This is a genomic window from Amycolatopsis sp. lyj-23 (assembly GCF_046549135.1).
In the GTDB taxonomy this organism is placed as follows: Bacteria; Actinomycetota; Actinomycetes; order Mycobacteriales; family Pseudonocardiaceae; genus Amycolatopsis.
In genome coordinates this window covers 283,651-307,981 of sequence record NZ_JAJPWN010000006.1, presented here as the reverse complement: position 1 = coordinate 307,981, position 24,331 = coordinate 283,651, and the positions used below count along the sequence as shown (strand labels likewise).

Sequence of the window (24,331 nt, the reverse complement as noted above, 5' to 3'; positions counted from 1 at the left end):
GCGGCATCGGACGGGTACCGTCAGTGGCAATGCGTGAGGCTCCGCTCGGTCACCCCGTGACCGCGGGTCGCACCGTCGCAACACACGTCAGGCGCGGAAACCCGCGCCGGAGGGGACGAGGTCAACGGCCATGGCACGGATCGGTGACGGCGGAGACCTGCTGAAGTGTTCTTTCTGCGGGAAGAGCCAGAAGCAGGTGAAGAAGCTCATTGCCGGCCCCGGGGTCTACATCTGCGATGAGTGCATCGACCTCTGCAATGAGATCATCGAGGAGGAGCTGGCCGAGGCCGGCGACGTCAAGCTCGACGAGCTGCCCAAGCCCGCCGACATCCACGAGTTCCTCGAGCAGTACATCATCGGGCAGGAAGACGCCAAGCGGACGCTCGCGGTGGCGGTGTACAACCACTACAAGCGCATCCAGGCGGACGACAAGGCCGGGCCGAAGGACTCCAAGGAAGAGTCGGTCGAGCTCGCCAAGTCGAACATCCTGATGCTCGGCCCCACCGGGTGCGGCAAGACCTACCTGGCGCAGACGCTCGCGAAGCTGCTGAACGTGCCGTTCGCCATCGCGGACGCCACGGCGCTGACCGAGGCCGGGTACGTCGGCGAGGACGTCGAAAACATCCTGCTCAAGCTCATCCAGGCGGCGGACTACGACGTCAAGCGGGCCGAGACCGGGATCATCTACATCGACGAGGTCGACAAGATCGCCCGCAAGAGCGAGAACCCGTCGATCACCCGGGACGTCTCCGGCGAGGGTGTGCAGCAGGCGCTGCTGAAGATCCTCGAGGGCACCACCGCCTCGGTGCCGCCGCAGGGCGGCCGCAAGCACCCGCACCAGGAGTTCATCCAGATCGACACGACGAACGTGCTGTTCATCGTGGCCGGCGCGTTCGCCGGGCTGGAGAAGATCATCAACGAGCGGGTCGGCAAGCGCGGCCTCGGCTTCGGCGCGGAGATCCGCACGAAGTCCGAGATCGAGGAGAGCGACGTCTTCTCCGACACGATGCCCGAGGACCTGATCAAGTTCGGGCTGATCCCGGAGTTCATCGGCCGGCTGCCGGTCGTGGCGACGGTGAACCACCTGGACAAGGACTCGCTGGTCAACATCCTGACCCAGCCCCGCAACGCCCTGGTGAAGCAGTACAAGAAGCTCTTCGAGATGGACAACGTCGAGCTGGAGTTCACCAAGACCGCGCTCGAGGCCATCGCCGACCAGGCGGTCCTGCGCGGAACCGGCGCCCGCGGGCTGCGTGCCATCATGGAAGAAGTGCTCCAGCCGGTCATGTACGACATCCCGAGCCGCGACGACGTGGCGAAGGTCGTCATCACCGAGCAGACCGTCCGGGAGAACGTGAACCCGACGATCGTCGCCCGGCAGCCGACGCGGCGCGCGCGCAGCGAGCGCGGCGAGAAGTCCGCCTGAGCCGGGCGTCTCCGGGCCGCCCGGCCCGGAGACCCGACAGGAAAGCTGAATGACTGCTGATTCCTTCCCGGGTTCCGGGGCCGCTCCGGGCGGCGGCGTCCAAGCGCCGCCGCCGCCGGCCCCGGAGCCCGCCGGAACCGCCCCGGCCGCGCCGGTCCTGGGGTTCCGCGAGCTGAGCGAACGCGTGATCGCGTCCGTCGCCGGCCGGTACCCGTGGCTCAACCGCGTCCTGATGGGCGTGCTGGCCGTGTTCACCGGCACCTGCGTCGTCGCTGTCGTGGCCCGGCTGTCGCCGTTGCCGCTGATCCCCGTGCCGCTGTTCGTCGTCGCGGCGTACGCCCTGCGCCAGGCCCGCGGCGTGACCGAGCGCCGTCAGCTGTTCAACTGGGTCCTGCTGTTCGCACTGGCGACCATGGTCGGCTTCTGGCTGATTTCGGTCGTCGGCCGCTGGGTGGAGTGACTTCCCGGCGTTCGCCGCGTTTGGCGTGGGAACCGGCTGGGTAAGCCCACACTGTGGAAGATGCCCTCAGACCGTTTCGGCATCCGGCACTCTTCTATCGCGGCGACACCGAATACCTCGACGGTGTCCTCCCGTTCCTGCTCGAAGGTCTCGACCGGGGTGAACCCGCGGCGGTGGCCGTTCCCGGCCGCAACCTGCTGCTGATCGAGAAGGCCCTGGAAGACCGGGCCGGCGACGTCCGCTTGATCGACATGCACCAGGCGGGGCGCAATCCCGGCGCGATCCTCCCGTCGGTGCTGCACGCCTTCGCCGCCGAGCACGACGGCCCGGTGCGCATCGTCGGCGAGCCGATCTGGGCCGGGCGCACGGACGCGGAGTACCCGGCGTGCGTGGTGCACGAAGCCCTCATCAACACCGCTTTCGCGGGACGTGACCTGGCGGTTCTCTGCCCGTACGACGTCGGGGCGCTGCCCTTGCCGGTGCTGGCCGACGCCGAGCGCACCCACCCCGAGCTGTGGGGCCTGGCCGGTCCGTTCGACAGCCCGCGGTTCGACCCCGACGGCGTCCGAGCGGACTTCACGCGGCCGCTGGAGCCGCCGCCCGCCGCGGTCGAGCGCCGCTTCGACATCGGGCAGCTGGCGTCGCTGCGCGGCTTCACGGAGATCTGGGCGGCCCGGCACGGTCTGCGCCGGCCCCGCCGCGACGACTTCGCGCTGGCGATCGCCGAACTGACGACGAACAGCGTCCTCTACGGCGGCGGCGCCGGCGTGCTGCGCCTGTGGACGGAGGCGGCGGAAGTGGTCGCCGAGGTGAGCGACGACGGCACGATCGCCGAGCCACTGGCCGGCCGCATCCCCCCGGCGGCCACCACCCCGGGCGGCCGCGGTCTCCTGCTGGTCAACCGCCTGTCCGACCTGGTCCGCACGTACTGGGTCCCGGGCCGCACGACCACCCGCATCCACTTCGCCCGCTGACCGACGTCCCCGGAGGGTCGGCCCGCGTACCCGAGGGGTCGGCTTGCGTACCTGGAGGGTCGGCCTGCGTACCTGGAGGGTCGGCCGGTCAGCCGACCGTCCAGGTACGCGAACCGACCCTTCCGGTACGCAAGCCGACCGTCTGGGTACGCGAACCGACCCTTCCGGTACGCGGGCCGACTGTCTGGGTACGCGGGGCGACCGGCTGGGTGCGGGTCAGTCCGTGCGGGGGACGTGCTTGCCGAGGAAGCTCACCAGGCTGGGCACCACCGTGCGGTTGAACGGGTCACCGTGCTTGCCGTGGGCGGTGTGCGCGACCGCCGGGTGCGCCGCCGCGATGTAGCGGCGGGCGCCGGTGATGAACGAGTCCTCCGTGCCGCACCAGATGGCGTTGGCGACGCCCTTGGTCTCGTCGATGTGGCGCAGCGGGTCCAGCGCCGTCCAGTCCTGGATGCCGGTGAAGATGTGGCGCTTGGCCATCTCCGGCCACGACGTGATCAGCGCCGGGGCCAGCGTCGCGACGGCGTCGGGCGGCTGGCGCCGCTCGACCCGGCGGCGCGTGTACACCAGCGCGCCGAACCCGCCCATCGACACGCCCGTACAGGCGAACGGCAGCCCGCTCGGCCCCGCGAAGCCACGGGCCCGCAGCCACTGCGGGACCTCCTCCAGCAGCATCGCCAGCGGGTCGTCGCCCGGGTGCACCTGGTGCCAGTAGTTGTCGCCGCCGTCGACGGCCACGAAGCCGTACGCCGGCACCGCCTTGCGGGCGACGTCGCTGGCGAGCTGCTTCATCGTGCCGGTCGGGGCCGCGCTGCGGGCGTTGCCGTGCAGGCCGTGCAGCATCAGCGACATCGGCAGCCCCTTGGGCGGGGTCTTCGACGGCAGGATGAACACGAGGTCGACCATCCGGCCGCGCGCCGCGGAGTACACCCGCTCGACGCGCGTGCTGCCCAGCTGGGTCGTCGGGTTGGACGACGTCACGCCGAGCGTCCGCTGCATGGCCGGGCTGAACGGGAGCTTGCCGGTCGCGGTGCCGACGGCGAGGCCGGTCACGGCCAGCCCGGACGCGCCCGCGATCAGCACCGACCGGCGGCCGATCCACCGGCGGGCGCCCTGGACCGCGTCGGCGACCCCGCCGGCCGGCTCCGCGTCCTCGTGTTCCTCGTTCATCCCGTTCTCCATCCCCCTGCCCCCTCATCAAGGACGCCGCGCAGCCGCTCCGCGTTCCCTCGCGCCCTCGTTCACCGGGTTATTCGTTCTCACCCTGCCCGGCGTTTCCGGTCCTCGCCCGCCAGGCCGCCCGCGCGGCCTCGGCCGAGCGCCCGGCCTCCTCCACAGTGTCCCCGAGACCCACCGCCATGGTGATCCCGAGGGGGATCAAAATGTGGTCTATGCCCTGTTCACCGGGGCCGAAGTGCCCCGACGCCTCCAGTGTGACGAATCCGTGCAGCGCACTCCAGAGCTGGGCGGCGGCCTGGTACTCGTCGGCGGGCCGGAACCGGCCGGCCGCGATGGCCCGCTCGGTCGCCCGGACGATGTGGGCGAACGCCTCCAGCCCCTCCTGAGCGGCTTCGCGACCCTCCTCGGTCGTCAGGTCCGACAGCGTCGCCCGCTTGCCGCCGGGTGCGGACTGGCCGAACGTCACGGCGAACAGCTGCGGCTGCTCGGCGACCGCCTGCCGGTAGGTGCGGGCCAGGCTGAAGATGTCCGCCACCGGGTCGCCGGTTTCCCCGACCTCGGCCAGCCAGCCGCTGAGCCGCACGAAGCCGGCCCGCGCGACCTCGTCGACGAGCGCGGCCATCCCGCCGAAGTGCGTGTACACCGCCATCGTCGAGACGCCGACCTCCGCGGCCAGCTTGCGGGCCTGCAGGGCCTCGGGCCCGTTCTCGTCGAGCAGCCGGATGGCGGCTTCCACGAGCCGGGCCTTGACGTCGGTCGCGCGCGGTTTGGGGCTCATGCTTGCCAGTATCCCATAACCCTGTTATACCTGGTTCTATAACCGAGTTATGGAAACCGTGGAGGGGTCACATGGGCAACAAGTTCCTCGAGGGCAACTTCGCCCCGGTCAGCCGGGAGCACACGAGCACCGACCTGGCCGTCACGGGCGCGATCCCGGAGTTCCTCGACGGCCGGTACCTGCGCAACGGCCCCAACCCGCTGTCCGAGGTGGACCCGGCGGCCTACCACTGGTTCATGGGCGACGGCATGGTCCACGGCGTGCGGCTGCGCGACGGGAAGGCCGAGTGGTACCGCAACCGGTGGGTCCGCAACCCCGCCGTCGCGGCGGCGCTGGACGGCGAGGACGCGAGCCGGTTCTGCGGGCTGGACGCGCTCGGCGCCAACACGAACGTCATCGGCCACGCGGGGAAGACCCTCGCCCTGGTCGAGGCGGGCGCGCCGATCTACGAGCTGACCGACGAGCTCGACACCGTCGGCCGCTGCGACTTCGACGGCACGCTGCCCGGCGGCTACACCGCGCACCCGAAGCGCGACCCGCGCACCGGCGAGCTGCACGCGGTCTCGTACTTCTTCGGCATGGGGAACAAGGTCCAGTACTCGGTGATCGACGCCGAGGGGCGAGCCCGCCGCACGGTCGACGTCGAGGTCACCGGGTCGCCCATGATGCACGACTTCTCGCTGACCGAGCGCCACGTCGTGTTCTACGACCTGCCGGTCACGTTCGACGCCGAGTCGGCGGTCGCGGCCAGCGTGCCGGCCGCCCTGCGGACGCCGGCGAAGCTCGTCGTCTCGGCCATGGTCGGCAAGGTCCGCGTGCCCGACCCGGTGACCGCGATGATGGCCCGCAAGATCGGCGCGAACGGCGGCCTGCCGTACCGCTGGAACCCGAAGTACCCCGCCCGGATCGGCGTCATGCCGCGCGAGGGCGGCAACGGCGACGTGCGCTGGTTCGAGGTCGAGCCGTGCTACGTCTTCCACCCGCTCAACGCCTACGACGACGGCGACGGCATCGTGCTCGACGTCGTCCGCCACCCGCGGATGTTCGACACGGAACTGCACGGCCCGGGCGAAGGCGGCCCCACGCTGGACCGCTGGACGGTCGACCTGGCCGCGGGCAAGGTGCTGGAGGAACGCCTCGACGACCGCGGCCAGGAGTTCCCGCGCGTCGACGAGCGCCTGGTCGGCCGCCGCCACCGCTACGGCTACGCGATGTCGGCCGACGGCGGCGCGGAACCCGGTGGCTCGCTGTACAAGCACGATTTCCACACGGGCTCCCGCGCCGAGCGCGCGTTCGGCGCGGGCAAGCAGCCGGGCGAATTCGTGTTCGTCCCGCGCCACGACGACGCGCCCGAAGACGACGGCGTCCTGCTGGGGTTCGTGTTCGACCCGGCAACGCGGCGCAGCGACCTGACCATCCTGGACGCGGGCACGCTGGAGACGGTGGCGGCGGTCCACCTCCCGGACCGCGTGCCGAACGGCTTCCACGGCAACTGGGTCGCCTCTGCCTAGGTGCGCTGCCCGGGTGTGCTGCTCAGGTCAGGATGCGGTGGTCGCCGGTGTAGAGGTTCATCGAGTCGCCGCGCAGGAAGCCGACCAGGGTCATGCCGTTCTCCTCGGCCAGCTCCACCGCCAGCGACGACGGCGCCGAGACCGCCGCCAGCAGGCCGATGCCCGCCATCGCGGCCTTCTGCACCAGCTCGAACGACGCGCGCCCGGACACCAGGAGGCCGTGGCCGGGCGCCGGGATGCGGCCTTCGAGGACCGCCCAGCCGAGGACCTTGTCCACCGCGTTGTGCCGGCCGACGTCTTCGCGGACGACCGCCAGCGAACCGTCCGGGGTGAACAGTGCGGCCGCGTGGAGGCCGCCGGTGCTGGCGAACACCTTCTGGCGGGCGCGCAGTGCGTCCGGCAGGCCGGCCAGGGTTTCGCTCTTCACGGTGAAGGCCGCCGAAGCGGGGGAGAAGCGGGTGCGGAGCTTGACCGCGTCGAGCGCGGCCTTGCCGCAGACGCCGCACGACGACGTCGTGTAGAAGTTGCGCTCGACGCCGGTGTCCGGCGGCGGCACGCCGTCCGCCAGCGCGATGTCCAGAACGTTGTAGATGTTGCGGCCCTGGTCGTCGACGCCGTCGCAGTAGCGGGCGACCGCGATGTCCTCGCGGCCGCCGATCACGCCTTCGGACAGCAGGAACCCGTGCGCCAGTTCGACGTCGTGCCCCGGCGTGCGCATCGTGACGGCCAGCGCCCGGCCGCCGACGCGCAGTTCCAGCGGCTCCTCGGCGGCCAGCGCGTCCGGGCGGCGCCGGTCCCCGGTCGCGGAGATCCGCCGCACCGGCCTGCGCACGGTCACCCTGCCCATCGTCCACGCCTTCCGCTGCCGGTGAGTTTGACACTCGCATAGTGCAACACCGGGTATTTAGTAATACATTCCCTCCATCATCCCCACTCTAGGAGAGGGTTCCGATGGCTGTCGGCTTCCTGGACCGTTCCCGGATCGTCGCACCCCCGGGCTGGACGCGCTGGCTGGTTCCGCCGGCGGCCCTTTCGGTACACCTGTCGATCGGGCAGGCCTACGCGTGGAGCGTGTTCAAGACCCCGCTCGAGAAGACGATGCACCTCAACGGGACGCAGAGCTCGCTGCCGTTCCAGCTCGGCATCGTCATGCTCGGGCTGTCCGCCGCGTTCGGCGGCACCCTCGTCGAGAAGAACGGCCCGCGCTGGGCGATGTTCGTGTCGACGTGCTGCTTCGCCAGCGGATTCCTCATCGCGGCCCTCGGCGTGGCGACCGGCCAGTTCTGGCTGGTCGTGCTCGGCTACGGCGGGATCGGCGGGATCGGGCTCGGCATCGGCTACATCTCGCCGGTGTCCACGCTGATCAAGTGGTTCCCGGACCGGCCGGGGATGGCCACCGGCATCGCCATCATGGGCTTCGGCGGCGGCGCGCTGATCGCCTCGCCGTGGTCGTCGTCGATGCTCGGCACCAACCCCACCGCGAGCACCATCGCGACGGCGTTCCTGGTCCACGGCGTCGTCTACGCGGTGTTCATGTCGATGGGCTGGCTGCTCGTGCGCGTGCCGGCCGACGACTGGAAGCCCGCGGGCTGGGAGCCGAAGACCGACCACGGCCGGGCGATGATCAGCACCGCGAACGTCTCGGCCGCCAACGCCATCAAGACGCCGCAGTTCTGGTGCCTGTGGGTCGTCCTGTGCTTCAACGTGACCGCGGGCATCGGCATCCTGGAGAAGGCGTCGCCGATGATCCAGGACTTCTTCAAGGGCACACCGACGCCGGTGGGCGTGGCCGCGGCGGCGGGGTTCGTCGCGCTGCTGTCGCTGTGCAACATGCTCGGCCGGTTCGTCTGGTCGTCCACTTCGGACCTGGTCGGCCGGAAGAACATCTACCGGACGTACCTCGGCGTCGGCGCGGTGCTGTACCTGGTGATCGCGCTGACGCAGAACTCGTCGAAGCTCGTGTTCATCCTGTGCGCGATGGTGATCCTGTCGTTCTACGGCGGCGGCTTCGCCACGGTCCCGGCGTACCTCAAGGACCTGTTCGGCACCTACCAGGTCGGCGCGATCCACGGACGGCTGCTCACCGCGTGGTCGGTGGCCGGCGTGCTCGGCCCGCTGATCGTCAACCGGATCGCGGACACCGAGAAGGCGGCGGGCAAGTCCGGGCCGGACCTCTACCAGCTGTCCTTCTACATCATGATCGGCCTGCTCGTGGTCGGGTTCGTGGCCAACGAACTGGTCCGCCCGGTCAAGGAGAAGTACCACGAGCCGGTTCCCGAGGCCGCGAGGAGTGAGGCGTGATGACCGAACCGTCGGCTAAGACCAACCGGGTCCCGCTGATCGTGCTGGCCTGGGCGTGGGTGGTGATCCCCTTCGGGTACGGCGTCTACCAGCTGTTCCTGAAGCTGGTCCAGCTGTTCGGATGAGCCGGGGAGTGCTCGTCACCGGCGCGTCCCGCGGCATCGGGCGCGCCGTGGCCGAGGCCTTCGCGGCGCGGGGCGACCGGGTCGCCGTCCACTATGGACAGCGAGCCGCGGACGCCGAGGCCACGCTCGGCGCGCTGCCCGGCGACGGGCACCTGCTGATCGGCGGGGACCTCGCCGACCCCGAGGCCGCGCGGCGCATCGCCGACGCGGCCGAAGCCGGGCTCGGCGGGGTCGACGTGCTGGTCAACAACGCCGCCGTCGCGACGTCGGCCGAGACCGCGCACCGCGTCGCCGACGTGTCCTACGCGGACTGGCAGCGGATCTGGCGGCGCACCGTCGACGTCAACCTCCTGGGCGCCGCGAACCTCAGCTACTGCGTGGCCCGGCACCTCATCGGGCGCGGGGCGCCGGGCCGGATCGTCAACGTCGGGTCGCGCGGGGCGTTCAAGGGCGAGCCGGACCACCCCGCGTACGGCGCCAGCAAGGCCGCGCTGCACGCGTTGGGCCAGTCGCTCGCCGTCGCGCTGGCCCCGCACGGGATCGCCGTGACGTCGGTGGCGCCCGGCTTCACCGCCACCGAACGGGTGGCGGACCGGATCGACGACACGTTGCGCGCGCAGAGCCCGTTCGGCCGGGTCGGCACGCCGGCGGAGGTCGCCGCGGCCGTCGTCTACCTGGCTTCGGCGGAAGCCACCTGGGCTTCCGGCGCGATCCTCGACCTCAACGGAGCCTCGCACCTGCGGATGTGACCCGGCTCACCCGTGCAGCGGATCGGCGTGCGCTCGCGTCGAGGGAGCGTGCACGTTCTGGGCAAGATCGCCGTCGCCGGGCTGGCCGTGGTCGTCTTCGGCGGCACGGCGTACGGCTACGCGAACCTCCACGCCCTCGACCAGGTGTCGCGCGACAGCGTCATCGACGCCGGCGGCGAGACGAAGCCGGGCGAGCAGCCGGCCGACGGCTCGCTCGACATCCTGCTCGTCGGCCGGGATTCGCGCGCCGACCAGCAGGGCAACCCGCTGCCCGCGGACGTGCTGCGCGAACTGCGGGTGGGGGCCAACGGCGACGACCTGACCGACACCCTGATCGTGCTGCGCATCCCGAACGGCACCAAGGAGGTGAAGGCGTTCTCCATCCCGCGCGACAGCTACGTTTCGATGCCGGGCGGCGGCCGGGACAAGATCAACGCCGCCTTCGCGCGCGGAAAGGCCGCGGAAGCGCGGCGGCTGCGCAACGCGGGCGAAACCGACAAGGCGAAGATCAACCAGAGCGCGCTCACGGCCGGGCGGCGTGCGACGCGGCAGGCGGTCGAGGACCTCACCGGCGTGAAGATCGACCACTTCGCCGAGGTCAACCTGCTCAGCTTCTACGAGATCAGCAAGGCCGTCGGCGGCGTCGACGTCTGCCTGAAGCGGGCCACGAAGGACGAGAACTCGGGCGCCGACTTCCAGGCCGGGCCGCAGCGCGTCTCGGGCGCGGACGCGCTCGCCTTCGTCCGGCAGCGCGACGGCCTCCCGGGCACCGATCTCGCGCGCGTCCGCCGCCAGCAGGTGTTCCTCGCCGGGCTGGCCCGGCAGGTGCTCTCGGCGGGCACGCTGGCCGATCCGGGGAAGCTGTCGGACCTGATCGACGCGGTCAAGCGCTCGGTCGTGCTGGACGACTCGTGGAACCTCCTCGACTTCGTCGCGCAGATGCGCGGGATCAGCGGCGGCGGGATCCGGTTCGCGACGATCCCGGTCGGCAACGTCGACTACCGGTACGACCCGGCGAACCCCAAGGCGACGGCGGTGCAGGTCGATCCGGCCGCGGTGAAGGCGTTCGCGGCGAGCCTGATCGGGACCGCGGCCCCGGCCCCGGCTCCGGGCCCGAGCCCGGCCGCGTCGGCCGGCGCGGTCAGCGTCGACGTCTCCAACGCGAGCCCGAAGGAAGGTCTCGCGGTCCGCGTGGCGGGTGTCCTGCGGGACAAGGGGTTCACCTCCCGGGCCGCGGGCAACGCGGCCCCGCGGCGGACGTCGGTGGTCCGGTTCGGCCCCGGCCTGGCCGAGCGCGGCGCCGAGGTGGCGAAGCTGCTGGGCGGCTTGGCCACGCAGCAGTCGGCGTCGGTGCCGGCCGGGCACATCGAGGTGGTGCTCGGGACGGTCTACTCCGGCCCCGGTGTGGCGAGCGGCGGCGGCGCTCCCGCGGGTGCCGCGGACGACCCGATCACGTCGAACGGCGTCGTCTGCGTGGACTGACCCCGGCCGCGAATTGCTCGCGGGCGAAGTGTCGGATTTTCCGTCGAATCGCGGAATTGCGCGAGAATTTCCCGCGACGCCGCCGAGACCGGACCACGGTGGACCACCCGGGTCAGTGGTCTTGACGCTGCCGCACTGGTGAGGCAGGGTGCGGTGACCGTCGGCGGATCAAGACCACGTCGCGGCCGGAAAGTTCACCCGATCGGTGCGCGATCCGGAAACTCAATTTCAGGGAATACGGAAAGTCCGGGAATTTATGCGCAGCAGCGTTGCCCGGGGTGGGTGGATCCTGCCCGTCCTCGCGTCAGCCGTTCTTTGTGCCGGGTGCCAGTCGGCGTCCGCTTCGGTGCACTACCCGGGCGCGATCGACGCCTGCCGGCTGCCCGGGCCGAACGCGCAGGCGCAGCTCGCGCCCGCGACCGTCGAGATCCCGCCCGACTCGGTGAAGACCGCCGAGCCGCGGGTCATCCCCGACGACCACGCCAGCGACGGCAACGAGGTCACCACCTGCCGCCGCCTGTTCGCGCGCGACCTCGGCGGCGGGAAGCCCGACCTGCAGGACTACCGGCTCGTCACGATCGCCGTCGTGCGGTTCACGCAGTCCGACGCCGACGAGGCCGCCACCAAGGCGACCCAGCTGATGACCGACGCGCTCGGCGACCACTCGGGCGTCCGGCTCGCCACCGGGGTCGGTGACGAGGCCGGGTTCTCCGAGCAGTGGGCCGCGGTCCGGACCGGGAACGTCGTGCTGGGCCTGGCCATCGCCGACGGCGGGACCGAGGCCGCGCTGATCCCGGCCGCGACGCTGGACAGCGTGCAGGCCGTGGTCACCGACATGACCGGCACCCTGCAGCGCGACTACCAGGGCTGAGGTTCCTCAGGCCCGGGCTTCGAGCCGCACGACGATCGCCTTCGACACCGGCGTGTTCGACCGGTCCGCCACCGAGTCCAGCGGCACCAGGGCGTTCGCCTCCGGGAAGTACGCCGCCGCGCAGCCGCGCGCGGTCGGGTACGCCACCACCCGGAACGCCGGGGCCCGGCGGTCGCCGTCGCGCCACTCCGAGACCAGGTCGACCAGGGCACCGTCGGCCAGGCCGAGCGCGGCGAGGTCGTCCGGGTGGACCAGCACCACGCGGCGGGCGTTCTCGATCCCGCGGTAGCGGTCCGAGAGCCCGTAGATCGTGGTGTTGTACTGGTCGTGGCTGCGCATCGTCTGCAGCAGCAGCCGGCCCTCGGGGACCCGCGGGTACGCCAGCTCCGACACCGTGAAGTTGCCCTTGCCGTTCGCGGTGCCGGTGAACTCGCGGGAGTCGCGCGGGGCGTGCGGCAGCACGAACCCGTCCGGCTCCCGGACGCGGCGGTTGTAGTCGTGGCAGCCCGGCACCACCCGCGAGATCCGGTCGCGGATCAGGTCGTAGTCGGTTTCGAAGGCCCGCCACGGGACGGCGTGGTCCGCGCCGAACAGCGCCCCGGCCAGCCGGCAGACGATGGCCACCTCGGAGAGCAGGTGCTCGCTCGCCGGCTTCAGGCGCCCGCGCGAGGTGTGCACCTGCGACATCGAGTCCTCGACCGTGACGAACTGCTCGCCGCTCGCCTGGACGTCCCGTTCGGTGCGGCCGAGCGTCGGCAGCACGAGCGCGGTACGGCCGTGGACGACGTGCGACCGGTTCAGCTTCGTGGACACGTGCACGGTCAGCGAGCACGAGCGCAGCGCCTTCTCGGTGAGCGCCGAGTCCGGCGTCGCCGCCGCGAAGTTGCCGCCGACGGCGAAGAACACCTTGCCGCGGCCGTCGCGCATCGCCCGGATCGCGTCCACGGTGTCGAAGCCGTGCTCGCGCGGGACCTCGATGCCGAACTCGGCCGCCAGTGCGTCCAGAAAGGACTGCGGCATCTTCTCCCAGATGCCCATCGTCCGGTCGCCCTGGACGTTCGAGTGCCCTCGCACCGGGCACAGGCCGGCGCCCGGCTTGCCGATCATGCCCCGCATCAGCGCGAGGTTCGCGATCTCGGAGATGGTCGGCACGGCGTGCTTGTGCTGCGTGAGCCCCATCGCCCAGCAGTAGATCGTGCGCTCGGAGGAGGCGATCATCCGCGCGACGCGTTCGATCTGCGGGCGCGGCAGGCCGGTCGCGCGCTCGACCTCGGGCCAGTCGATCTCCCGGAGGTGCCCGGCGTAGCCGTCGAAGCCCTCGGTGAGCCGCTCGACGAAGTCGCGGTCGACGATCGTGCCGGGCGCTTCGGCGTCCCAGGCCAGCAGCAGGTGCCCGACGGCCTGGAACAGCGCGAGGTCGCCGCCGAGGCGGATCTGCGCGAATTCGTCCGCCAGCGGCGTGCCCTTGCCGACGACGCCGCGGACGTTCTGCGGGTTCTTGAACCGCATCAGCCCGGCTTCGGGCAGCGGGTTGACGGCGATGACCTTCGCGCCGTTGCCCTTGGCTTCCTCGAGCGCCGAGAGCATCCGCGGGTGGTTGGTGCCCGGGTTCTGCCCGACCACGACGACGAGGTCGGCCCGGTGGATGTCGGCGAGGCTCACCGAGCCCTTGCCGACGCCGGTGGTGGCCGACAGCGCCGCACCCGAGGACTCGTGGCACATGTTGCTGCAGTCGGGCAGGTTGTTGGTGCCGAAGGAGCGCACGAGCAGCTGGTAGAGGAACGCGGCCTCGTTGCTGGTGCGGCCGGAGGTGTAGAAGATCGCTTCGTCCGGGTTACTCAGCGCCTTGAGCTCGCCGGCGACCAGCGCGAACGCGTCGTCCCAGGAGATCGGCTCGTAGTGCGACGCGCCCTCGCGCAGCACGAAGGGTTCGGTGATCCGGCCCTGCTGACCCAGCCAGTAGTCCGTCTTGGTTTCGAGCTCGCCGATCGGGTGTTTGGCGAAGAACTCGCGGTCGACCCGCCGTTTGGTGGCTTCCTCGGCGACGGCTTTGGCGCCGTTCTCGCAGAACTCGGCCAGCTTGCGCTTCTCGCCGTCGGCCTCGCGGGGTTCCGGCCACGCGCAGCCCGGGCAGTCGAAGCCTTCGCGCTGGTTCAGCAGCCGCAGCGCCTTGATCGTCCGCCCGGTGCCCAGCTGTTCGACACTGCGCGCGAGCGACACGGCCACCCCGGGGATCCCGGCGGCCCACCCCTTCGGCTTGCCCACTTCGAGGCGGGTTTCGTCGACGTCCGGCACCGGCGCTTCACGGGTCATGCGCCCATCGTCCGCCTCGAAGATCGCGGGACGCCGGCAGGGTCAGGGCTTCTCGGCCCGCAGCCCGCGGTCGGCGAGGGTGACCACCAGCAGCAGCCCGCTGATCACCACCAGCGCGACCGCCAGCCGGTGCAGACCCGCGGAGTCCGCGTGCGGCCCGTAGCACAGCGCGATCAGCGTCGAGGCCACGATCGCGCCCAGGTACTGGGCCGTGCGGAACAAACCGCTCGCCGTGCCCATCTGCTCCGCCGGGGCTTCGCGGTAGAGCGTCGTCTGGTTCGCGACGCTCGTCAGGCCCTGGGCCAGGCCGAACAGCGCCGCCAGGGCGAGCAGGGCGCCAGCCCAGGTGCCGTCGTGGACCAGCAGCAGCAGTGCCGAACCGCCGGTCAGAGCCACCGCGACCGTCACCAGCCGGGCCTTGATGCCGGACGCGCGACCGGAGAACGCCGCGGCGCAGACGGCCGTGCCCGACATCGGCAGCAGCATCAGCCCGGCGGCTTCCTCGGACAGCTGCCGCGCGGTCTCCAGCCACTGGACGTAGCCGAACATGATCGCGTAGATGGTCATGAAGCTCAGCGCCTGCCGCAGGTAGGTCCGCAGGATCGCGCGGTTGGCCGCGAGCATCCGCAGGTCGAGGAACGGCGTGTCGCGCCGCAGTTCCACCAGCGTGAAGGCGGTTCCGAACGCGGCGACCACGGCGAGCAGCCAGGCGTCGGCGCCGGGGTCCATCAGGAAGAACAGGAGCGCGAGCAGGGTCGCCGAGAACAGCGCGATGCCGAGCACGTCGATCCGGGTGGCGGTGCGGGCGCCGCGGTCGTCCTTCGGCACCCACAGCAGCGCCAGCACCAGCGACAGCCCGGCGAGCGGGATGTTCACCGCGAAGATCGCCGGCCAGCCGAACAGCCCGATCAGCAGCCCGCCCAGCGTCGGGCCGATCACCATCACCGTCTGGGCGGACATCGACAGCACCGACAGCACCCGCGCGGGCACGCCCTGGCCGTGCGCCTCGGCGTGGTGGCGCAGCACGGCCATCGCGGCCGGGAACCCGGCGCACGTGCCGAGGCCCAGCACCACGCGGACGCCGGTCAGCCAGCCGACGGAGATCGGGAGCATGCCCGCGACGCCGGCCACGATCACCAGCGAAGCCCCGCCGAGCAGGACCCGGCGGGCACCGTGGCGGTCCACCAGCAGGCCGACGACCGGCTGCCCGACCGCGGTGGCCAGGTACAGCGCCGAGATCAGCCAGGCGGTCTGGCCGGGGCCGGCGCCGAAGCTCCGCCCGATGGGCACGAGCGCGACGGCGATGAGCGTGGAGTTGATCGGGTTGAGCACCGCGCCGGCCACCAGCGGGGTGACCAGGCGGGCGCCGAACTTGGCGGGAGCGGTGACGGTGGTCGTGAGGAACTCCTTCAGCGTTGCGCGACGCGCTGCAGCAACGGCAGCGCGCGGGTGACGACGTCGAGCTCGGCGGGGGACAGCTCGTCCAGCAGCGCCTGCGCCAGCCATTCGTCGCGGTTGTGCTGGATGCCGCGCACGGTGTCGCGCCCGGCGTAGGACAGGCCGATGACCACCCGGCGCCGGTCGGCGGGGTCGGGTGTGCGGGTGAGGTAGCCCAGCTCGTCGAGGACGCCGAGGGTGGCGGCCATCGACTGCTGCCGCACGTGCTCGGCGGCGGCCAGCTCGCCCTGGGTGGCCGGGCCCTCGCGCAGCAGCCGGTTCAGCACCGCGGACTGCGACGGCGTCAGAATCCCGGCGTTGTCGACTTGGCGCAGCCGGCGGTGCAGCTGCCCGACGACCCCGCGGATCCAGCCGGCGCTCTCGGCGACGTGCGGAGGTACTTCGCCCATACACACAGTCTAACTGTGCAGTCCAGGCTGTGTATTGGGATGTGACCGAACGATCAGTTGCAGCCGTCGAGGGTCGGGACCGGGTACTTCGGGTCGTAGTAGCCCGGCGCGTCCTGATCGCCGGTCGGGGGCGTGGCCGACGGCGGGTTCGCGTAGCCGGGAGCCAGGTAGCCCTCCTTGGCGGCGGCGCAGCCCACCGACGAGAGCGCACTCTGCCCGCCGTCGAGCCACAGGCCCAGCCTGGACTTCGCGGTCCGGGAACCGGTGACCACCGCGTAGGTCTCGTCCACCCGCAGGAAGCTGACGATCTCGTTCGGGCTGGTCAGCGACTTGGGGTGGGGGCTGTCGAAGGCGTAGGCGATGACGTACTTCGCCTCCACGGCCAGTTCGCCGGGGTTGTCGCCGACGCGCGCCGTGAGCGTGCCGAACGTGCGAGGCCCCGCGTCGAGCAGGTGGTAGCCGTCGGCGATCTCGGTCACGTAGGTGTCGAAGCCGCCCTCCTTCGACGGCTTCTCGGTGAGCCGGGGCGCCAGCTGCTCACGCTGCTCGGGGGCGAAGGCGGCGAGGAAGGCGGTCGTGTCGTGGCGGTAGAGCACAGCCGGGTCGAGGTTTGCGGCGCTGATCGCCTGCCGGACCTTCGCGTAGGCCTCCGCGACCGCGTCGGCCTTGAAGGCACCGACGGCAGCCGCGGGTGGCGAGGTGATGCCGTCGAGACCCTTCGGCCAAGCGTCGGCGGGGGTGTGCGCGAACGGCCGGGTCAGGTCGACCGGAGCGACTTCCGGCACCGAAGTCGGGTTCGGCGGCGCGGCGTCCTGGGCGGGCCGCCGGCCGAGCAGCACGATCGCCGTCGTCGTCACCGCGAGGACCAGCAGGAAGGCGGCGAAGCCCCACCAGCGGCGGCCCGGGCGGCGCGCGGCGCGCCGCTGCTGCCTGCGGAACTGCTTGCGGTCCTGCTTCGAGCCCAGCCAGGCGTCGGTCCGCGCGTGCTTGCGCCACTCCGGGTCCGCCAGATCCGGGTGCGAGTCGAGCAGGTTCTCTTCGTCCACGTGCTTCCCCCCAAGGTCGACGCTTGATCATCGACGGTGGCGGGCGAGTGTTACCCGAAGTACGCGAACTCGTTGACGCCGACGCCCTGGAGCTGGTGCACGATGATCGCCGCGGCGACCAGCCCGATCACGACGAGCAGGGCCAGCACGCCCGGCCAGCGGCTCTGCCCCGGCCGCTGGAAGCCGCCCGCGCGGCGCTCGCGCTTGCGGCGCTTCTGCAGGTCCTTCTTCGCGCCCAGCCAGGCGTCCCGCTGGGCGTGCTTCTGCCAGTCCGGGTTCATCAGGTCCGGGTGCGTTTCGAGGCGCCGGTCGTCCGGATCCTGCGGCTGCTGAGGCTCTGCCATCGTCAGAGTGCCTTCCCCCTGGGTGACCCGCCGTGACGGGTTCGTAGACTTGTCCATTGTGACCGAGAACGCTCCGCAGCAGACCACCGACCTTCCGGGTGCCTGGGACCCGGCCGCCGAGGAAGCACCGATGTACGACCGCTGGGTAGCGGCCGGGTACTTCACGGCCGACGCCTCGTCGGGGAAGCCGCCGTTCTCGATCGTACTGCCGCCACCGAACGTCACCGGTTCGCTGCACATGGGCCACGCCCTCAACCACACGCTGATGGACGCGATGAGCCGCCGCCGTCGCATGCAGGGCTACGAGGTGCTGTGGCTGCCGGGCATGGACCACGCCGGCATCGCGACCCAGAACGTCGTCGAGCGCCAGCTGGCCGGCGAGGGCCTGTCGCGCCACGACCTGGGCCGCGAGAAGTTCGTCGAGCGCGTCTGGGAGTGGAAGGCCGAGTACGGCGGCAAGATCCTCGGCCAGATGAAGCGCCTCGGCGACGGCGTCGACTGGTCGCGCGAGCGCTTCACCATGGACGAGAACCTGTCGAAGGCCGTCCAGACGGTGTTCAAGAACTTCTACGACGAGGGCCTGATCTACCGGGCCGAGCGGATCATCAACTGGTGCCCGCGGTGCCAGACGGCGCTTTCGGACATCGAGGTCGACCACAACGACGACGACGGCGAGCTCGTCTCGATCCGCTACGGCGACGGCGACGGCGCGATCGTCGTGGCGACGACCCGCGCGGAGACGATGCTGGGCGACACCGCGGTCGCCGTCCACCCGGACGACGAGCGGTACGCGCACCTGGTCGGCACCGAGGTCGAGCTGCCGCTGACCGGCCGCCGCATCCCGATCGTGGCCGACAAGCACGTCGACCCGGAGTTCGGCACGGGTGCGGTGAAGGTCACCCCGGCGCACGACCCGAACGACTTCGAGATCGGCCGCCGCCACGACCTGCCGATGCTGACGATCATGAACGAGCGCGCGGAGATCACCGCGCCGGGGCCGTTCGAGGGTCTCGACCGCTTCGAGGCGCGTCCGGCGGTGGTCGCCGCCCTGCGCGAGGCCGGCCGGATCGTCGCCGAGAAGCGCCCGTACGTGCACGCGGTCGGGCACTGCTCGCGCTGCGACACGGTCGTCGAGCCGCGGCTGTCGCTGCAGTGGTGGGTCAAGGTCGAGGAGCTGGCCAAGCTGGCCGGCGACGCGGTCCGCGACGGCCGGACGAAGATCCACCCGCCGGAGCTGGGCAAGCGGTACTTCGACTGGGTCGACAACATGCACGACTGGACGATCTCGCGCCAGCTGTGGTGGGGCCACCGCATCCCGGTGTACTACGGCCCGGACGGTGAGGTCGTGTGCGTCGGCCCGGACGAGCAGCCGCCGTCCGGCGAGGGCTGGACGCAGGACCCGGACGTGCTGGACACGTGGTTCTCGTCGGGCCTGTGGCCGATGTCGACGCTGGGCTGGCCGTCGTCTTCTTCGGAAGACTTGGCCAAGTTCTACCCGACCAGCGTGCTCTCGACCGGCTACGACATCCTGTTCTTCTGGGTCGTCCGGATGATGATGTTCGGCGTGCACCAGATGGACGGCAAGCAGCCGTTCGACCACGTGTACCTGCACGGGCTGATCCGCGACGCGAACGGCAAGAAGATGTCGAAGTCGCGCGGCAACGTGATCGACCCGCTGGAGTGGATGGACGCGTACGGCGCGGACGCGACCCGGTTCACCCTGGCCCGCGGCGCGAACCCGGGCGCGGACATGGCACTGGCCGACGAGTGGGCGGCGGGCTCCCGCAACTTCTGCACGAAGCTGTGGAACGCGACGAAGTTCGCGATGATGAACGGCGCTTCGGTCGCTGATCCGTTGCCGCCTTCCGGTGAGCTGACCGAAGCCGACCGCTGGATCCTGGGCCGCCTGGGCGCGCTGGTGTCCGAAGTGGACGGCCTGTTCGAGGACTTCCAGTTCGCCAAGGTGGCCGGGGCGCTCTACCAGTTCACGTGGAACGAGCTGTGCGACTGGTACCTGGAGCTGGCGAAGGTCCAGCTGTACCAAGGGGATTCCTCGCGCGTCTCCGCCACCCGGTCGGTCCTGGGCCACGTGCTGGACACGGTGCTGCGGCTGCTGCACCCGTTCATCCCGTTCATCACGGAGAAGCTCTGGACGGCGTTGACCGGCGGCGCTTCGGTCGTGGTCGCGGCCTGGCCGGCGCCGGTCGAGGGGTACGCGGATGCCGCGGCGGACACCCGGATCGCGGACGTCCAGAAGCTGGTGACGGAGATCCGCCGCTTCCGCGCGGACCAGGGCCTGAAGCCGGGCCAGAAGGTGGCGGCCCGGTTGGCGGGTTACACGGGCGGCCACGAAGAGGCGGTCCGGTCGCTGGTCCGCTTGACGCCGCCTGGTGACGACTTCGCGGCGAGCGCGTCGCTGGAGGTGGCCCTGGCGGACGGCGTGGTGACGGTGGAGCTGGACCTGTCGGGAACGGTCGACGTGGCGGCGGAGCGCAAGAGGCTCCAGAAGGACCTCGCGGCGGCGGAGAAGGAGCTGTCGCAGACGGAGGCCAAGCTGGGCAACGAGGCGTTCATCGCGAAGGCACCCGAGCAGGTGGTGGCGAAGATCAAGACCCGCCGCGAGACGGCGGTGTCGGACATCGACCGCATCACGGCGCGCTTGGCGGCGCTCCCGGCTTCCTGAGGTCGTGGACAGCGGCCCGGGCACTTTCACGTGAAAGTGCCCGGGCTTCGTCGTACCCCTCGGGTAGCGTGGAAAACGGGGGCTGCTCAGCCGGTTTCCGTCTCCCGCGCCGCTTTGATCAACGCCACCAGTTCCGGCGTCAACCGCCGGTTCGAAGGGGTCGCCAGGTACGTCTGCATCCGCGGGGCCGGCTCCCGCAGCGGCCGGAACACCACGCCCGGCACCGGCAGCAGCTTCGCGTGCGCCCGGTAGAACACCGTCCAGTGTGGACGGCCGAATCCGAGCGTTCCCAGCGTGTCCTGCGCCGTCGTGAAGTCCGCGCCCAGCAGTGGCTCGAAGCCCGCTGAGCGGCAGCAGGACACCACCAGGTCGTACAGCGGCCGGTTCCGCGAAGGCGGGCTCAACCGCGCCGGAAGCGACGCCAGCGAAGCGAACGGAACTTCCGGTTCGGCCGCCAGTGGATGGGAAGCCGGCAGGGCGACCCAGACGTCGTCCATCCACAAAGGAGTGAAGTCCAGCCCGGCGGCCGGCTCGCAACCGCGCACGATGGTCGCGTCCAGCGAACCGTCCCGCACCCGCTGCAGCCGCTCGAGAGTCGGCGCGTGGACCAGCTCCAGCGACGCCGAAGGCGCCCGCCGGGCGAACGCGCGCAGGAGCGCGTCCAGCCGGTCGCCCAGACCCTCGCTGGTCCCCAGCCGGACCGGACCGACGGACGGTGCCACCGCTTCCCGGGCGCGCTCGGCCGCCGCCAGCACCGCCCGTGCTTCCGGTAGGAACCGGCGGCCCGCCTCCGTCAGCTCCACCGACCGCGTCGTCCGCGAAAACAACGGCACGCCCAGTGACCGCTCCAGCCGCCGGACCTGCTGGCTCACCGCCGGCTGGCCGATGTGCAGCCGCTCCGCCGCGCGGCCGAAGTGCAGCTCCTCCGTCACCGTCACGAAGTACTTCAGCTGACGCAGCTCCACCGGCCGACCCCATTCATCAGGCTTCGTGATCAGTGTAAGAGCGGATTGCCCATCGAAAGCGGCGGACCGGACGGCTTCCATGGACCCATGCCGATCATGGAAGTCAACGGAATCCGCCTCCACTACGAAGACGCCGGCACCGGCCCGGCCCTGCTGCTCCTGCACGGGTGGGGCACCAGCGGCCGCGTCTGGCAGTCGTGCCTGCCCGATCTCGTGCGCGACCACCGCGTCGTCACCCTCGACTGGCGCGGCTGCGGCCGCTCGGACCACCCCGCCGAGGGCAACACCATCGACGGCGTCACCGAGGACCTCGCGGCCGTGGTCAAGGCGCTGGCCATCAAGCCCACCGTCGTCGGGTCGAGCATCGGCGGCGTCTTCGCCACCGAGCTCGCCCTAGCCCACCCCGAGCTCGTCGAACGCGTCGTCGCCGTCGACAGCCCCGGGTACTGGCCCGGTACCGGCATGCGGGAACTCGTGCAGGACCTGCGGGTTCGGCTCGTCGACGACCGGGCCGGGACGCTGGCGGGCTGGGTGCCCGGCTGGTTCGCGCCGGGCGCCTCCCGCGAACTCGTCGGCTGGACCGTCCGCCAGCTGCTCGACTCGGGTGTCTACATCGACGCCCTGTTCACCGAATGCACCACCTACGACCCGCGGCCCCGGCTGAAGGACCTCGCCGTCCCGATCACCTACCTGCACGGAGAACTCGACGCCCAGATCCCGCTCGAAGTGCCGCGCGCCTGCGCCGCCGAGACGCCCGGCGCCCGCGTGCACGTCCTGGCCGGCTGCGGGCACCTGCCGCACCAGGAAAACCCGCGCGCGTTCACCGCCGCCCTCCGCGAAATCGCCTGAAGGAACCCCCGCCATGCCGAAAGTGACCCTCGACGACGCCGTCGTCCACTACGACCGGACCGGCGACGGTCCCGCCCTGCTCCTGCTGCACGGGACCGCCGCCTCCCGCGAACAGTGGGCACCGCTGACCGCGCAGGCGGCCGGCTTCACCGTCCTCGCCCCGGACTTCCCCGGCTCCGGCCTGACGACCGACGGCGGCGGCCCGCTCACCGTCGAAGTCCTCGCCGCCCAAGCCGAAGCCGTCCTCGACCACGCCGGGATCGAGAAAGCCCACGTCGTCGGGCACTCGCTCGGCGCGGTCGTGGCCGCCCACCTCACCGGCACCCGGCCGGACCGCGTCCGGACCGCGGTCCTGCACGCGGCCTGGCCCGTGACCGACGTCCGGCAGGACGCCGAGTTCCGCTACTGGCTGGACCTGCTCGAAACCGGGACCTTCGCCCGCATGCTCCCGCTGATGGCGTTCGGCCCGCGCTACTGGGCGCAGGCCACCGCGGAGAGCAACGAGCAGCTCGTCAAGACGCTGGAGTCGGTGCTCCAGCCCGGCGCGGACCGCCAGATCGGCGCCGACCGCGCGGTCGACCTGCGGCCGGTGCTCGGCCGGATCACCGCGCCGGTGCTGGTGCTCGGCAGCGCGCACGACCGGATCGTCACCGCCGGCCAGCAGCGCGAGCTGGCGGCGGCCATCCCAGGCGCGCGCGCCGCCGAGATCGACGCGGGGCACGGCGCCCCGGCCGAACTGCCGGGCGAGTTCGCCCGGCTCGTGCTGGACTTCGTCAGCGCAGCGTCTTGAGCACCACCGCGGCCATGCCCGCCATCCCGGCCTGCAGCGGGTGGTAGGCGGCCGCGGCGAAGATGTTCAGGTTCTTGCCGTTGATCCACGCCGACCCGCCGCGGGCGCAGGCGTCGTGTCCGCGGGACGGGCCGAACGTGTCGACGTACTCGGCGTCCGCGCTCGCCGCCGCGTCTTCGAGGGCCGCGTTGAGGTCGCTCTGGACGCGGTTCAGCCAGGCGTAGTCGCCGTCGGCGAACGGGAGGGTGTCCGGGCAGTAGCCGCTCTCCGGCGCGATCCGCGGGTAGCCGACGACCAGCACCCGCGCGCCGGGCGAACGCTGGTGGATCGCGGCCAGCACGGCGCCGATCCGCGGCTGGATGCCGGTGATGGCCGTCGTCACCGTGTCGACGCCGTTGGTCGTGAAGTGCTTCTCGCAGGGGTTGCCCGTCGGGTCGCCGGTCCGCAGTCCCGGGCACGTCGCGAGCAGGCTGCCGAACAGGCCGTAGTCGTTGCCGCCGAGCCCCAGGGTGACCAGGTCGGTGTCGATCCGGAGGGCGTCCAGCTGCGGGGCGTTGGTGCCGTTGAACGGGACCTGCTGGGCCCGGGTCATCGAGCCCGTGTCGGCGCCGGCGCAGCTGACGTCGGTGAACGCGGCGGGCTTGAGCGCGGCCGCCACGACCGACGGGTAATTCGCCGTCGACCGCCCGCAGCCCAGCGGGTCGTACCGCTGGGCCGGGATGAACGGCCCCGAGGTGTACGAGTCGCCGAGCGCGACGTAGTGGTGGAGCTGCCCGGCGGCCGACGCGGCGGCGGTGGCGGTGGTGGCGGTCGTGGTGAGCAGGATGGCTGCCGAGGAGACGGCGACGAGCAGCCGGGTGGTGCGCATGGAGGCCCCGTTCTCGCTGGTGGAACTGCTGCCACCAGATCTAGCGAGCCCGGGCCGCCGACGGGACGGACTTCACCCGCCAGTCGGGTCACCGCCGCTCATGCTCACGGTAAGTGATCAGCGTGCGCCAGAAGAGCAGCGGCCGGACGGTGCTGCCGGGCAGCAGCCGCGCCGACTCGCGGCGCAGCTCGGCCAGCGTCGGGTAGTCGTCGACGACCGGGGCCTTCGGACCCTCTTCGGGGCCGCCGTTCAGCCGTTCGCCGGCGTAGACGACCAGCCGCGCGAGCGCGTTGACCGGGAACGCGGCGAGGGCGCGCGCCCAGTCCACCGGGGTGCTCGGCCGGGCCAGGCCGAGCACCACGAGCACCCCGCCCGGCACCAGCGCGCGGCGCAGCTTGGCGACCGTCTCGAACGGCATGTGGTGCAGCGACGCCAGGCACGAGATGTAGTCGTAGTGCGCCTCGGGCAGCGGGTCGGTGGCGATGTCGGCCTGCCGGTAGACGATCTCGCCGGGGCCCGGCGACCCCAGCCCGGAGGCGGCCTCGACCATCGCCGCCGAGACGTCGACCGCCTCCACCGCCATCCCGGTCGCGGCCAGCCGCCGGGCGAACCGCCCGGTGCCGCAGCCGACGTCCAGCGCGATCCCCGGGCCCGGCGGCAGCAGGTCCAGCAGCAGCGGGTGGTAGTGGTCGTTGTGGTTGAACGGCATGCGTCGAGAGTGCCACCCGGCACGCACGTAGACTCGGAAGGCAAGTGCGAAAACCCCAGGC

General features: G+C 71.6%; 23 protein-coding genes. 12 read left to right on the top strand and 11 right to left on the bottom strand.

Annotated elements, in window-relative coordinates:
* Positions 1-130: 130 nt before the first annotated feature.
* Genes clpX through ACLJPY_RS17295 form a run of 3 tightly spaced genes read left to right on the top strand, consistent with a single transcriptional unit; the run spans position 131 to position 2,860 of the window.
* Positions 131-1,426 carry an ATP-dependent Clp protease ATP-binding subunit ClpX gene (gene clpX, locus ACLJPY_RS17305; RefSeq protein ID WP_004562779.1) on the top strand — a complete coding sequence of 432 codons (1,296 nt, stop codon included), beginning with the start codon at positions 131-133 and terminating at the stop codon, positions 1,424-1,426.
* Positions 1,427-1,475: 49 nt separating this feature from the next.
* Positions 1,476-1,886, top strand: coding sequence for a hypothetical protein (locus ACLJPY_RS17300; RefSeq protein WP_410589663.1), 411 nt, complete (start codon positions 1,476-1,478; stop codon positions 1,884-1,886).
* Between the two features lie 53 nt (positions 1,887-1,939).
* Positions 1,940-2,860, top strand: a complete 921-nt coding sequence (locus tag ACLJPY_RS17295) for an anti-sigma factor RsbA family regulatory protein (protein WP_410589662.1) — start codon at positions 1,940-1,942, stop codon at positions 2,858-2,860.
* A 216-nt stretch (positions 2,861-3,076) separates the two neighbouring features.
* Here the strand turns inward: ACLJPY_RS17295 and ACLJPY_RS17290 are convergent, their stop codons facing one another.
* Both ACLJPY_RS17290 and ACLJPY_RS17285 read right to left on the bottom strand, forming a co-directional pair.
* Positions 3,077-4,030 carry an alpha/beta hydrolase gene (locus ACLJPY_RS17290; protein ID WP_410589660.1) on the bottom strand — a complete coding sequence of 318 codons (954 nt, stop codon included), beginning with the start codon at positions 4,028-4,030 and terminating at the stop codon, positions 3,077-3,079.
* Positions 4,031-4,109: 79 nt separating this feature from the next.
* Positions 4,110-4,817, bottom strand: coding sequence for a TetR/AcrR family transcriptional regulator (locus tag ACLJPY_RS17285; RefSeq protein WP_410589659.1), 708 nt, complete (start codon positions 4,815-4,817; stop codon positions 4,110-4,112).
* A gap of 71 nt (positions 4,818-4,888) precedes the next feature.
* Here ACLJPY_RS17285 and ACLJPY_RS17280 point away from each other — a divergent pair, with 71 nt between their 5' ends.
* Complete coding sequence (locus ACLJPY_RS17280; RefSeq protein WP_410589658.1) at positions 4,889-6,328, top strand: carotenoid oxygenase family protein; 1,440 nt, start codon at positions 4,889-4,891, stop codon at positions 6,326-6,328.
* Positions 6,329-6,350: 22 nt separating this feature from the next.
* Here ACLJPY_RS17280 and fdhD read toward each other — a convergent pair whose 3' ends face one another.
* Entirely contained in the window at positions 6,351-7,175 is an 825-nt protein-coding gene (gene fdhD, locus ACLJPY_RS17275) for a formate dehydrogenase accessory sulfurtransferase FdhD (protein ID WP_410589656.1), read from the bottom strand.
* Positions 7,176-7,279: 104 nt separating this feature from the next.
* On the opposite strand from fdhD, the gene ACLJPY_RS17270 reads away from it, so the two are divergent.
* From ACLJPY_RS17270 to ACLJPY_RS17250, 5 genes are all read left to right on the top strand, one after another.
* Positions 7,280-8,629: an OFA family MFS transporter gene (locus ACLJPY_RS17270; protein ID WP_410589654.1), complete on the top strand. Its 1,350-nt coding sequence runs from the start codon at positions 7,280-7,282 to the stop codon at positions 8,627-8,629.
* Complete coding sequence (locus ACLJPY_RS17265) at positions 8,629-8,754, top strand: hypothetical protein (protein WP_410589652.1); 126 nt, start codon at positions 8,629-8,631, stop codon at positions 8,752-8,754. Before ACLJPY_RS17270 ends, ACLJPY_RS17265 begins: the two co-directional genes overlap by 1 nt.
* Positions 8,751-9,503 (top strand): SDR family NAD(P)-dependent oxidoreductase, encoded by a 753-nt coding sequence (locus ACLJPY_RS17260; RefSeq protein ID WP_410589650.1) that lies wholly within the window; start codon positions 8,751-8,753, stop codon positions 9,501-9,503. Before ACLJPY_RS17265 ends, ACLJPY_RS17260 begins: the two co-directional genes overlap by 4 nt.
* Before the next feature lie 48 nt (positions 9,504-9,551).
* Positions 9,552-10,985: an LCP family protein gene (locus tag ACLJPY_RS17255; protein ID WP_410589648.1), complete on the top strand. Its 1,434-nt coding sequence runs from the start codon at positions 9,552-9,554 to the stop codon at positions 10,983-10,985.
* A 346-nt stretch (positions 10,986-11,331) separates the two neighbouring features.
* A complete protein-coding gene (locus tag ACLJPY_RS17250; protein WP_410589647.1) occupies positions 11,332-11,856 on the top strand; it encodes a hypothetical protein in 525 nt (174 codons plus the stop codon).
* A gap of 6 nt (positions 11,857-11,862) precedes the next feature.
* Here the strand turns inward: ACLJPY_RS17250 and ACLJPY_RS17245 are convergent, their stop codons facing one another.
* The 5 genes from ACLJPY_RS17245 to ACLJPY_RS17225 all read right to left on the bottom strand — a co-directional run bounded on the left by ACLJPY_RS17245 (position 11,863) and on the right by ACLJPY_RS17225 (position 17,406).
* Positions 11,863-14,169 (bottom strand): FdhF/YdeP family oxidoreductase, encoded by a 2,307-nt coding sequence (locus ACLJPY_RS17245; protein WP_410589645.1) that lies wholly within the window; start codon positions 14,167-14,169, stop codon positions 11,863-11,865.
* Between the two features lie 42 nt (positions 14,170-14,211).
* Complete coding sequence (locus ACLJPY_RS17240) at positions 14,212-15,513, bottom strand: MFS transporter (protein ID WP_410589643.1); 1,302 nt, start codon at positions 15,511-15,513, stop codon at positions 14,212-14,214.
* Positions 15,514-15,578: 65 nt separating this feature from the next.
* Entirely contained in the window at positions 15,579-16,016 is a 438-nt protein-coding gene (locus tag ACLJPY_RS17235; RefSeq protein ID WP_410589641.1) for a MarR family winged helix-turn-helix transcriptional regulator, read from the bottom strand.
* A 53-nt stretch (positions 16,017-16,069) separates the two neighbouring features.
* A complete protein-coding gene (locus ACLJPY_RS17230; RefSeq protein ID WP_410589639.1) occupies positions 16,070-17,062 on the bottom strand; it encodes a hypothetical protein in 993 nt (330 codons plus the stop codon).
* Between the two features lie 50 nt (positions 17,063-17,112).
* Positions 17,113-17,406 (bottom strand): hypothetical protein, encoded by a 294-nt coding sequence (locus tag ACLJPY_RS17225; RefSeq protein ID WP_410589637.1) that lies wholly within the window; start codon positions 17,404-17,406, stop codon positions 17,113-17,115.
* 58 nt (positions 17,407-17,464) lie between these two features.
* Between ACLJPY_RS17225 and ACLJPY_RS17220 the strand changes: the two genes are divergently transcribed.
* On the top strand, positions 17,465-20,089 hold the full coding sequence (locus ACLJPY_RS17220) for a valine--tRNA ligase (protein ID WP_410589636.1): 2,625 nt from the start codon (positions 17,465-17,467) through the stop codon (positions 20,087-20,089).
* Positions 20,090-20,175: 86 nt separating this feature from the next.
* On the opposite strand, the gene ACLJPY_RS17215 is transcribed toward ACLJPY_RS17220, so the two are convergent.
* Positions 20,176-21,054, bottom strand: a complete 879-nt coding sequence (locus ACLJPY_RS17215; RefSeq protein WP_410589635.1) for a LysR family transcriptional regulator — start codon at positions 21,052-21,054, stop codon at positions 20,176-20,178.
* A gap of 87 nt (positions 21,055-21,141) precedes the next feature.
* On the opposite strand from ACLJPY_RS17215, the gene ACLJPY_RS17210 reads away from it, so the two are divergent.
* Positions 21,142-21,903 (top strand): alpha/beta fold hydrolase, encoded by a 762-nt coding sequence (locus tag ACLJPY_RS17210; RefSeq protein WP_410589634.1) that lies wholly within the window; start codon positions 21,142-21,144, stop codon positions 21,901-21,903.
* 13 nt (positions 21,904-21,916) lie between these two features.
* A complete protein-coding gene (locus ACLJPY_RS17205; protein WP_410589632.1) occupies positions 21,917-22,693 on the top strand; it encodes an alpha/beta fold hydrolase in 777 nt (258 codons plus the stop codon).
* Here ACLJPY_RS17205 and ACLJPY_RS17200 read toward each other — a convergent pair.
* Positions 22,677-23,561 carry an SGNH/GDSL hydrolase family protein gene (locus ACLJPY_RS17200; RefSeq protein ID WP_410589630.1) on the bottom strand — a complete coding sequence of 295 codons (885 nt, stop codon included), beginning with the start codon at positions 23,559-23,561 and terminating at the stop codon, positions 22,677-22,679. The two genes, ACLJPY_RS17205 and ACLJPY_RS17200, sit on opposite strands and share 17 nt — an antisense overlap.
* Positions 23,562-23,649: 88 nt before the next feature.
* Positions 23,650-24,270: a class I SAM-dependent methyltransferase gene (locus ACLJPY_RS17195; protein ID WP_410589628.1), complete on the bottom strand. Its 621-nt coding sequence runs from the start codon at positions 24,268-24,270 to the stop codon at positions 23,650-23,652.
* Positions 24,271-24,331: the final 61 nt, after the last annotated feature.